The 12,320-nt window shown below is 34.2% G+C and carries 6 protein-coding genes; all 6 read left to right on the top strand.

The genetic code is table 11. The features are described from left to right. Positions 1-1,602, top strand: a 1,602-nt coding sequence (gene mnmG, locus ACKVOD_RS02305) for a tRNA uridine-5-carboxymethylaminomethyl(34) synthesis enzyme MnmG (RefSeq protein WP_409207868.1), incomplete at its 5' end; no start/stop codon positions are given. A gap of 129 nt (positions 1,603-1,731) precedes the next feature. Beyond that, positions 1,732-2,586: a class I SAM-dependent methyltransferase gene (locus tag ACKVOD_RS02310; RefSeq protein ID WP_409207869.1), complete on the top strand. Its 855-nt coding sequence runs from the start codon at positions 1,732-1,734 to the stop codon at positions 2,584-2,586. Between the two features lie 253 nt (positions 2,587-2,839). Beyond that, complete coding sequence (locus ACKVOD_RS02315; protein WP_409207870.1) at positions 2,840-3,403, top strand: OmpH family outer membrane protein; 564 nt, start codon at positions 2,840-2,842, stop codon at positions 3,401-3,403. 459 nt (positions 3,404-3,862) lie between these two features. After that, complete coding sequence (locus ACKVOD_RS02320; RefSeq protein ID WP_409207871.1) at positions 3,863-6,757, top strand: TonB-dependent receptor domain-containing protein; 2,895 nt, start codon at positions 3,863-3,865, stop codon at positions 6,755-6,757. 227 nt (positions 6,758-6,984) lie between these two features. Continuing rightward, the gene (locus tag ACKVOD_RS02325; RefSeq protein WP_409207872.1) at positions 6,985-10,962 is read left to right on the top strand and encodes a T9SS type A sorting domain-containing protein; all 3,978 of its coding nucleotides are present in this window, start codon (positions 6,985-6,987) and stop codon (positions 10,960-10,962) included. Between the two features lie 504 nt (positions 10,963-11,466). After that, a partial coding sequence (locus ACKVOD_RS02330) for an AAA family ATPase (RefSeq protein WP_409207873.1) occupies positions 11,467-12,320 on the top strand: 854 nt, incomplete at its 3' end.

Genomic DNA, 12,320 nt, shown 5'->3' on the forward strand with positions numbered 1-12,320 from the left:
ATGTGGTCGCCAAGAGTTCAAAGTGATCGTATGCGATTTGCCGAAGAATGGAGATTAATGCTTGAAGGAACGCCAAATTTAGATTTTTATCAAGAAATGGTAAAGGGATTAATTATTGAAAACGGCAAAATTAGAGGAATAAAAACTTCTTTAGGAATTGAAATAAAAGCAAAATCTGTAGTCTTAACTAACGGAACTTTTTTGAATGGTTTAATACATATAGGTGAAAAACAATTTGGTGGAGGTAGAGCGGGAGAAAGTGCTGCTTATGGTATTACGGAAGATTTAATTAATGTTGGCTTTCAAGCTGGAAGAATGAAAACAGGAACACCGCCTAGAGTTGATGGACGGTCGTTGGATTATTCCAAAATGAATGAAGAAAAAGGAGATGTTAAACCTGATAAATTTTCATATTCTGACGTGACTAAACCTTTAGCCCATCAAAAATCATGTCATATGACCTATACCTCGCTTGATGTACATAGTATTTTAAGAGAAGGATTTGATCGATCGCCCATGTTTAATGGTAGAATTAAATCTCTGGGACCTAGATATTGCCCATCGATAGAAGATAAAATCAATCGTTTTGCTGATAAAGAAAGACACCAATTATTTGTTGAACCAGAAGGCTGGAACACTTGTGAGGTTTATGTAAATGGTTTCTCTACTTCTTTACCTGAAGACATTCAACACAAAGCTTTACGTTCCGTTGTTGGTTTTGAAAAAGTAAAGTTTTTTAGGCCTGGATACGCTATTGAATATGATTATTTTCCTCCAACTCAATTGAAACACACCTTAGAGACTAAATTGATTGAAGGATTGTATTTTGCGGGTCAAATAAATGGCACTACAGGTTATGAAGAAGCTGCCTCTCAAGGATTAATGGCAGGAATAAATGCGGCTCTTAAAGTCCAAGAAAAAGCACCACTTATTTTAAAAAGAGACGAAGCTTATATAGGAGTTTTGATAGATGATTTAATTACAAAAGGAACAGAAGAGCCGTATCGAATGTTTACATCTCGAGCTGAATTTAGAACTTTGTTGCGTCAAGATAATGCCGATTTTAGACTTACACCGATGTCATATGAAATTGGATTAGCTTCAGAAAAGCGTCTACGAAGAATGGAGCATAAATTAAATGAATCGGAAAAAATGGTTGCTTTTTTCAAAGAAACAAGTGTTACTATGGCAGAAACAAATCCAATCCTCGAATCAAAAGATACCGCCTTAATAACTCAAGGAGACAAAATGTTTAAAATCTTTTCTAGGCCTCAAATTGACTTGGAAGACATTAGAAAATTTGAGAAAGTAGAAAGTTACATTCTAGAAAATAACTTGGATCAAGAAATTTTAGAACAAGCCGAAATCCAAGTCAAGTATTCGGGTTATATAGAAAAGGAAAGAAACAACGCTAATAAATTGACTCGATTGGAAGATGTAAAAATCCCAGAAAATTTTGATTACAACAAGATTAAGTCCATGTCGATTGAGGCCAAACAAAAATTAACCAAAATTCGTCCCGTAACGATTTCACAAGCTTCTCGAATAAGCGGAGTATCGCCAAGTGATGTTTCGGTTTTACTAATTTACATGGGAAGGTAGTATTAGATAGCAGTTTGCAGACCGCAAACCTGCCATCTGAAACCTGCCATCTGAATTTGTTCCACGTGAAACTACTTCGTAAAGGTTTGTTTTTATTGATAATTTTAAATAAGAGAATAAAAAAAATAAATGGATATTTCGAATAAAAAACATTTTCTAACGGTAAAAGATTATTCTGTTTCTAAAGAAACTTTCGATTTATATTACGACGAAACTTTGGATATGTTAATTACACATCCGCAGCCCAGTTTAGATAATTTGGGGAAGTATTATGAAAGTGAGGATTATATTTCGCATACAGACAACAAACGTTCTTTGTTTGAAAAATTATACCATTTAATAAAAAGCATAGCGTTAAAAAATAAACTTAATTTAATTAATTCCCTTCAATCAAATAAAGGAACATTATTAGATATTGGAGCAGGAACTGGGGACTTCCTGACTGTAGCCAAAAATAATGGCTGGCAAACAAAGGGAATTGAGCCCAGCCAAAAAGCAAAAGTCATTGCAATTAAAAAAGGAATATCTTTTGTTGAGCATACAACTGAATTGGAAGACCATTCATTTGATATAATTACAATGTGGCATGTCTTGGAACATGTTCCAAATATAGAAGCTCAAATAAAAGAATTGAAAAGAGTGCTAAAACCAAATGGAACAATTCTAATTGCAGTTCCAAATTTCAAATCTTATGATGCAAAATATTATGGTAAATTTTGGGCCGCTTATGATGTGCCGATACATTTTTGGCATTTTTCAAAAACAGCGATGCAAATGCTTTTTCAAAATGAAAATATGAAATTGGAAAAAGTGTTGCCTATGAAATTTGACTCTTTTTATGTTAGCTTGCTTTCTGAAAAATACAAATCGGGAAAAATGAATTATCCTAAAGCCTTTTTAATAGGATTACTATCAAATTGGAATGCTAGGCAGGATTTTGAATATTCCTCACATATTTACATCATAAAAAACAACAAAAATTGATTTTAAATGCATTTATGACCCCTTCTCTTGAAAAACAAGGTTTACGCAGTAATTCATAAAATATGCTCTTAGGGCTCATTTAAACAATCCGTTTTCGATAGTAATTATCAATATTAAAATTAAAATCAATAACAGAAATCAATACAGCAAATAACAGTTCGATTTTATATTATTTTACTACTACGGACTATTTTTTATACTTTTGTTCAAGGTTCAAAAAAATTTATATTAAGTTCACTTATCAATTAAAAAAATGACAAAAAAATTTTTAGTAATTATTGCAATTTCAATTTCTCTATTAGCTTGTGAGAAAGCCGTTGAGCTAAAAGAGACAAATGGAACTAAGGAATTAAAGACAGCCTATGTAGATACATCTCTATTAATGAAAGAATATCAAGAAACAAAAGATGTAGAGGCTAGGTTTAAAGTAAAATCCGAAAATAAGGGAAAACAATTAGAAGCTCAAATTAGTTTATTCAAAAATGAAGTTTCAAATTTTCAAGAAAAAGCAAAAGCTAATGGTCAAGCATGGGCAGAACAAAAAGGAGCTGAATTGCAAAGGAGAGAACAACAATTAGGGCAGGCACAACAAGCCCTTTCGCAAGAATTGCAACAAGAGAGTGCTGTTGAAATGGACAGCTTGATTAGTGGTGTAAAAAAATTCATTAAGCAGTATGGAAAAGAGAAAGGATACGCTTATATTTATGGAACAGGAGATGCAGCCACTGTTTTATATGCTCAAGATAAATATGACATCACCAAAGACATTATCAAATTATTAAACGATAAGTATAACGCCTCCGAAAAAAAGAAATAAAAAAGTGTAATTCTAATTTTAGAATTAAAAACTTCAATCTCGAATAAAGATTGAAGTTTTTTTTGTTTATAATAACCCGTTGAGTGTAATTATTGAAAATTAAAATAAACCAATAAAATTAAAAATTTAACCACATAGAATCATAGAAACAAGAGTTGTATAGCCCATTTGCTTCGCCTGTTCGTCCGCTATAGCGGCCTCGGGTTATGGGTTCAACTAGCTCTGTATTCTGAAATAAAGCGAAGCTTCTTTTATTGATTTTTAAAATCTATGCTTCTATGTGGTAAAAAAATATTTAAAAATTTAATTACACCCAACGGGTTTTATAATGTAAATTTTAGAACCTTTCTTCCGGTTTGGTTACGTCTAGTTTAAGATTTAATAACTTTAAAATAACATTAACCACTAATATAGATTCTAATTTTGCGATCAATTATGATTATAAAATTATAAATCAATATGAAATCACTTTACACGGTTGTTTTTCTAATATTTTCGCAATTAATCTTTTCTCAAACATCTATAATTAAAGGAACAGTTTTAGATGATAAAACAGGAAAAACAATGCCAGGGGTTGATGTTACGGTAATTAACACTAAACTTTTTGCCTCAACTGATTATGATGGAAATTTTATAATTAGAGATGTTCCTGTAGGCACTTATGAGGTTCAAATTTATACCAGTTCTTATAAAACTAAAATCCTATCAGAAGTTATAGTTAAAGCGAACGATGCAACAACTTTGACGGTTTCTTTAGAAGAAAGTAAAAACGTATTGAAGGAAGTAGTAGTTACCAGAACTCGAGCTAAAGTTGAATCGGTAAAATCATTATTATTACAGCAAAAAAACAGCGCTAGTGTTTCTGATGGTATTTCGGCAGAATCTATCAAAAGAACACCGGACAAGAGTACATCTGATGTGCTTAAAAGAATAAGTGGTGCCAGTATTCAAGACAATAAATTTGTTGTTATTAGAGGTTTGAATGACAGATACAATGCTGCGGTTTTGAATGGTGCGCCATTACCAAGTTCAGAACCCGATAGGAAAGCATTCTCTTTTGACATTTTCCCATCCAATATGTTAGATAACTTAATAATTACTAAAACAGCTACGCCAGATTTACCTGGAGATTTTGCAGGAGGTGTGGTACAAATAAACACAAAGTCAGTTCCTGACAAAAACTTTCAATCGATATCTATAGGCTCTGGGTATAATACAGTCACGACTTTCAAAACGCAACGAACTTATGAAGGTAGTGGAACGGATTTTTTAGGTTTTGATAATGGAGTACGTGATTTGCCTTCGTCAATGCCTTCTCAAATTGCATATAATGCCTTGTCTCTTCAAGAAAAGTCAATCATAGCAAAGGATTTTAATTATGATTGGGCCATCAATGACGCTCGTTTCAAACCCAATACGAGTGTTCAGTATTCCCTTGGTCATCATTTAGATTTTGGCGAAAAAGTTTTTGGAGTTTTATTCTCATTTACCCACAACGTTACAAATAATTTTAATAATATAAGGAGATTAGATTACCAAGATGAAGAACGTTTCCAAACTAATGATTATAATGATAACAATTATAGCCAACAAATATTAACTGCAGCATTGGCTAATTTTTCGTTTAAGTTTAATGCCAACAACGCTATCAATTTCAAAAACATTTATAGTATTAATTCAACCGATTTAGTTGTAGAAAGATATGGGCAAAAAGAAATTAATGACCCAAGAACGACTGCATCGGATGTAAGATGGTTTACTAGTAATAAAATTTATTCGGGACAGTTGAATGGGGATCATTATTTTTCTGTTCCTAAAATTAAATTAAACTGGACTGGATTTTATAGTAACATAGATCGATCTATTCCTAATTTAAGAAGAAATGCCTACACTATTGGTGATCCTAATAGTATTGATCCAAATGAAAACACACCTATTTCAGTTGCAGGAACAAGTGGTGGATCTACCGATAATGGTGGTAGTATGTTTTTTTCCGAAAACAAAGAAAGTATTGAAGGAGCTAAGCTAGATTTGTCAAGAAAATTTACTGTAAGTGAAGACTTTATAAACGAGATTAAAGTTGGAGCATTTACACAAAAAAGAGAGCGAGATTTTTTTTCTCGTCAATTGTTTTTTCTAGCCTCTACATCCGGAGGTACTTTTGATCAAGAATTGCTAAAACTTCCAAACGAAACTATTTTTGCCCAAACCAATTTAGGAATTATTTCCCCTGGCGTAAACGGATTTACCCTGAACGAGACTACTCAATCGAGAGATGATTATCAGGCAGGGTCTAAGTTGAATGCTACATACTTAATGTTGGACAATAAATATAAAGCGTTTCGATTGGTTTGGGGTGTTCGATTTGAAAATTTTGTACAAACATTAAACGCCGATTTAACAGATACAGAAGCTATTGCTTTGAATAATAAGCAAAACGACTTTCTACCATCTGCAAATTTGATTTATGCGATAAACAAACAACAAAATTTAAGACTAAGTTTTTCTAAAACCTTAAATAGACCAGAATATAGAGAACTAGCTCCTTTTGGTTTTTATGATTTTACAACCACATTTTTTACTGAGGGATATCAAGATCTTAAAATAGCTAAAATTAACAATTATGATTTTAGATATGAAATTTATCCAGGAAAAGGACAAATGTTCTCGTTCTCTTACTTTGTAAAAGATTTTACTAATCCTATAGAGTTACAGCAATTACTTAATAAAACTATTACATACAGAAATGCCTTAAGCGCTAAAAATAGTGGAATAGAACTAGAATTTAGAACATTACTGAGTTCTATATTTAAAAATGAAAACACTACATATTTTGATGATATAACCTTATTTTCAAATATAGCCATTATAAAATCAAAAGTAGATATTACAAATCTCGCCAATACCGAAGCAGAACCAGCACGACCACTACAAGGACAATCACCTTATGTTATCAATGCAGGGGTGCAATATATGAATGCTGAAAACGGTTGGATTTTTTCGGCAAATATGAACAGAGCAGGAAATAGACTTTATGTTGTTGGACAAGGAGTTGAAAACCCATCACTTTGGGAAAAAGGAAGAACCTTCCTAGACATGCAAATTGCAAAAACCTTGATGGATAAAAAGTTAGAATTGAAATTAAACATTCAAAACATCTTGGCTCAAGATTTAATTTTTTACGAAAATACTACTAAATCACATGACAATCGTTATGGTGTATTCGAAACTTTTGCCAATACAGTTTTTGTAGGTGATTTTGAAAACAAAGATGGGTATTCAAAATATGATGATGATCGTTGGGTTACAAAATTTGGCAGATCATTTTCTTTTTCATTGACATATAATTTCTAGAAATAATTAATACTAATCGTTGATTTTTATAATTAAATTTTAAAAGCATTAAAGGTTCTTCGGAACCTTTAATGCTTTTAAAATTTTCTAGTTAATTGTATTAAAACTCAAATTTCAAGATTACATTCTCTTAACACAAACTTAATTTATTGATAATGATAACCCTATAATAGCTTAACATGCCGATTATACATTTGACCTGTTTAATAAACTTAAAACTCTAAACAATGAAAAAATTTTATTTGATTGCATTATTCGCATTAGTTTGCAATTTTGCTTCGGCTCAAATTGAGTCGGTTTCTTATCGTGGTGCATTTGCACCAGCTCCAGCTGCAATGTGGACAGATTCTTGGACTGAATGGGATCCAAAGAATGCTGTATACACAGATGCTGCTACAGTAGTAAATGTTACTACTGATATCACAGTTAACACAACTTGGGTTGTTGGTACAACTTACAAAATCTCAGGTCTTATTTATGTAAGAAATGGTGCTACGCTAACTATTCAACCAGGAGTAACTGTTAAAGGTGTTTTCACTTCAACAGGTACAGCTTTAATCATTACCAAAGGAGCAAAATTAAACGCTATTGGTACAGCTGCATTGCCAATTGTATTTACATCTGACAAAGCTGCTGGCTTAAGATCTCCTGGAGATTGGGGTGGAATAGTGCTTTTAGGAAAAGCTAGAGTTTCTGCTCTTACAACTGCTAATACAGGATTAAACAATATCGAAGGGATTACTGCTTCTGTAAACACAGAATACGGCGGAGGATTAACTCCAAATGATGCAGACAACTCAGGGACATTGAAATACGTTAGAATCGAGTTTGGTGGGTTTGTATTTTCAAACAACAACGAAATCAATGGTTTAACTATGGGTGGTGTTGGTAGTGGAACTACTATTGATTATGTACAGACATCTTACACGAATGATGATTCATTCGAATGGTTTGGTGGTGCTGTAAACTGTAAACACCTAGTTGCTTACAGAGGTTTAGATGATGATTTTGATACTGATAACGGTTACAAAGGGTTTGTTCAATTTGCTTTAGGCATCAAAGATCCTGCTATTGCTGATAATCCAGTAGTTTCAAACTCTGAAGGTTTCGAATCTGACAATAACCCAGCTGGTGTTACCGTACAAGCAGGATGGGATGATACAAAATGTATTTTTTCTAACTGTACTTTAATTGGACCATCAGGAAGAGTCGGACAATCTGTTGCTGGAGGTCACGAAAGACCATTGCGTTTAAGAAGAGCTTCACAAATAAAAGTATACAACTCTATCTTTTTAGATTTCAAATCTAACTATTTATTTGTTGATGGTTCTACTGCACAAGCTAATGCTAATGCAAACACTTTGAAATTCCAAAATAATATTATTGCTGGTGCTCCAAGCAGTACTTATACTTTTGGTGTAAGAGGTTCTTCATCTACTACAACTACTTCTGCTACTGAATTGTCTTCTTGGTTTTCTACTAACAACAACTCTTATTTAGCTTCTGCTGGAATCTTAACGGCTCCTTATAATACAGCTAACTATTCAGATTACAATGCAAACACTACAACTATCGATTACAGACCAGGTACAGTAGCTTCTACAGGAGCTTTGTTTACTGATGCTTCAATTGCTACTTTAGTTGGTGCTGTTGGAACAGGTGATAAACCTACAACTGCTAACCTAACATATTGCAAAGGTACTTTAGGATTATCTCCATTAACAGCTATTCTTTCAGCTACTGGAGTTTCTTTAAAATGGTATACTGTTGCTATAAAAGGAACAGCTTTAACTACTGCTCCAACACCTTCAACAACTGTTGTAGGAACTAAAACGTATTATGTTTCAGAGCTTAGCGCCGGTGGTGCTGAAAGCGCAAGAACCTCACTTGATGTACTAATCTTAGCTGCTCCTACTGTAGGTTTAGGTGCTATAAAAGGTATTAATGCTCTTACTGCTGCAGTTACTGCTGTTGGTTTGTCTATAGGTACTTCAACTGAATTTACTTATTCCGTTGTTTCTCCTTCAGTAGATACTAGTATAACTAGTTATTTATGGACTGTTCCAGCTGGTGTTAATATTAAAGCTGGCACACCATTTGTCCCTGCGGTTGAAGCTAGTTTACCAGGTGTTGAACCAGTTGTGACGGCTGTTCCAGCTGTCTTAGCTACAGGTCAAGGTACAAATACTATTACTGTTAATTACCTTAATGTTCCTGCTGGTGCTGGTTTTGTAGGTACTATAACTGCTCAAGGTGTAAATGCTAATGCTTGTCCAGGTGTTGCTTCTAAATTAGTTATCAAAAAAGCATTGGCTACTGCTCCAACATTGAAAATGTATGATAAAAACTCTGCTAAACCAATTACTCCTCTTACTTCATTTGGTCAGTTTGCAGGAACAGAAACTCCAGTTACTTTAGTTTCTTCTACGGTTGCTACTGCAACAGGATACAAATGGGAATTGCCTGCAGGGGTTAGCTTAGTAACAGGTACAACAACTCCAGTAACTACTACAGTTACTTTTACTGCTGAGCCATTTTTAGCTCCTACTACAGCTCCTACAACTGTTGGTACTAAATTTTGGGTTGTTACTTATAACACATATACAGGTGTAAATGTAAATAGTGCTACTACCAAAATCGTTACTTCTACTGCGGTTCAAAGAATTGCGGGTACTACTCAAGTTCCTGTATTGTATACTTTTTCTGTAACTGCTGGTTCAACTGCAGCTGTTGGAAATACATTTACTTATGATGGAAATACCTATACTGTTAGAACAGCATTAACTACTGTGGCTACAAGTTTAGTGTGTACTGGTGCGGGAACTACTCTTCCTTCTGCAAGTATTGTAGGAGCTGGAACTTTAACTAAAGTATCAGATTCATCTACTATTGCTTTTAGTGCTATTACACGTACTTCAGCTGTAACAGGTTACGGTGCTACAACTAGTGCTCCTTATGTACAATACGGTACAGTAATCACATCTGATTTGCCATCTATAATCGTTTCTTTTGCTGGTGCAACTGCCAATACTGTAAACGAATTGTATTTAGGGGTTAAATCATTGAATGGTGTTGGTGCTTCTGTAACAAACAACAATACTCTTGCAAACGCTACAGCTATTGCTAACAATGTTCCTGGAATAAACTACAATTTATATACTGAAGTTATAACTCCAGCAGTTTTTCCATCTACAAACGCAACTTCAACTTATATTCCTGCAACTCCTGGTACTACACCAAGTACTGCTACATTGTTGAAAGTAGTTTCTGTTGTTCCTTTGGCTCCAGCTTCAATTAAATCATTGAATGTTTTGACTAGTGTAACTAATATCAGTACTTATGTTGGAACAACTAAAACTTTAACTTTAACTGCTGCTGCAGTAGCTAACGCTTCATCTTACACATGGACACTTCCTTTAGGAGTTAATGTTAAAGCGGGAGCTACTCAAGTTGGAAGTGCAACAAGTCCTTCAACTTGGACAAGTACTTCTAATTCAATTACAGTTGATTACGATGGTATAGAGCAAAATATTGGTTCAGTTATAATTGCTGTAAAAGCGAAAAACAATGTAGATTCATCTGTTGATAAAACATTAACATTAACTGCTGTTGCTCCTGCTACACCAGCTACTCCAACAGGTACTTTAGCCATTTGTCCTTCTGCTGCTACTAGTGTTACTTACACTATTGTAGCTTTAGCTACTAATGCTACTAGTTACCTTATCGAAGCACCTGTGGGTGCTACAGTTACAACAGCTACAGGTTTTGCTTCTTCCGTTGAAATTGATGCTGTTGCAAATGCTACTTTTACTGTGAATTACGTATCAGGATTCATATCTACAACTGCTGCTAAAAAGTATATTTATATATTTTCAAAAAACGGATTTGGATCAAGTGCTACTCTTAGAGCTCTTACATTGACAAATGCTACTTCAGGTTGTCCTGCTTCTCCTGGAAGAATTGCGTCAGAAGCAGCTGTTGCTAACGAATTCAGTGTAGTGGCGTATCCAAACCCATCTTCATCTGAGTTTACTATCGAAACTTCTGCTAAAGGAGCTATCAATGTAAATGTGTATGACATGCAAGGGCGTTTGGTTGAAAAAACTACTTCAACTCAAGTTGGTTCAAGATTAGCTAAAGGTGTTTACAATGTAATTGTAAGCCAAGGCGCTAATACTAAATCAGTTCGTGTGATTAAAAAATAATTGTATCCTAGATACTCTTTTAAAATAGAAAGGCTGTCCGAAAGGACAGCCTTTTTTTTGGCTCAACTACATACAAAAATAATAGTACCACAAATTCGCAAATTGTATCAAATCAATTTTATACAATTTGCGAATTTGTGGTTTATATTAGATTTTAATCTCTTTAGGTTTAATTCCTCGAAGCTCTGCTTGGATTTTTTGACACAGATTTCACAAATTAACACAGATTTTTTCTGTGCAAATTTGTAAAATCTGTGTTTTTTTAATACCTTTTGGTAGTTTATTACCAAACAGTATTATATTTATTCCAATCTTAAGTCTCCGTTTGTCACGCTGTAAAGCGTTCCTACTCTCGTGAGTTGGGACTCCTCTGGACTAACAAATAGACTTTAATTTTGGACTTTTATATGCGTTTTTTGGTTTAATACGCTCAATAAAAAGCGTATAATTTTAATGTTCTCTTCAGCTTTTAATTTATACTTTAGCTTTTTTAAAAAACCACTAATGCAGACCCTTTCCGAAGCCGCTGTTTACACTTTGCAATTTATCAATCAGACGCATCGTTCTATATTCCTTACGGGAAAAGCAGGAACGGGAAAAACCACGCTTTTGCGTGAAATTATTCAAACCACACACAAGAATACGGTTGTGGTTGCTCCCACAGGAATTGCAGCTCTAAATGCGGGTGGCGTTACCATTCACTCCATGTTTCAGTTGCCTTTTGGCGGGTTTATCCCTGATAATTCATCACCTCATTTTTCGGAAAACACGAAGTTTGAAACAAAAGCTACTTTGAGACGCCATTTTAGAATGAGCGGTTTGAAGAAAGCCGTGATTCGCAATATGGAATTGCTCATCATTGATGAAGTGAGTATGCTTCGCGCCGATTTGCTCGATGCCATGGATTTTATGATGCAATCGGTTCGTAAAAAAAGCAGTCCTTTTGGTGGCGTTCAAGTTTTGTTTATTGGTGATTTGTTGCAATTGCCACCCGTAATTCGGGATGAGGAATGGCGCACATTAAAAACCTATTATAAAGGAAAATTCTTTTTTCATTCGCATGTGGTACAGCAAAATCCACCTTTGTATATCGAGTTGTCGAAGATTTTTCGTCAAACCGATGATGCTTTTATCTCGATTTTGAATAATTTGAGGAACAATCGAATCTCTAGCGCAGACATTCAAAATTTGAATCAATACGTAAAACCCGATTTCGATTTGAAAGCGAACAAAGGTTACATTACCTTAACCACGCACAATGCCAAAGCTGATGCTATGAATGCACAAGCCTTGGAAGATTTGGAAGGAAAATTAGTTACTTACAAACCGGAAATTGTGGATGATTTTCCGGATAAAAT

The sequence above is a fragment of the Flavobacterium sp. genome (assembly GCF_046155325.1).
Lineage (GTDB): Bacteria > Bacteroidota > Bacteroidia > Flavobacteriales > Flavobacteriaceae > Flavobacterium.

Bases quoted from the DNA above. Each gene is read 5' to 3' on its own strand.
- ACKVOD_RS02310 (WP_409207869.1), top strand. From the start codon at position 1,732: ATGGATATTTCGAATAAAAAACATTTTCTAACGGTAAAAGATTATTCT.
- ACKVOD_RS02315 (WP_409207870.1), top strand. From the start codon at position 2,840: ATGACAAAAAAATTTTTAGTAATTATTGCAATTTCAATTTCTCTATTA.
- ACKVOD_RS02320 (WP_409207871.1), top strand. From the start codon at position 3,863: ATGAAATCACTTTACACGGTTGTTTTTCTAATATTTTCGCAATTAATC.
- ACKVOD_RS02325 (WP_409207872.1), top strand. From the start codon at position 6,985: ATGAAAAAATTTTATTTGATTGCATTATTCGCATTAGTTTGCAATTTT.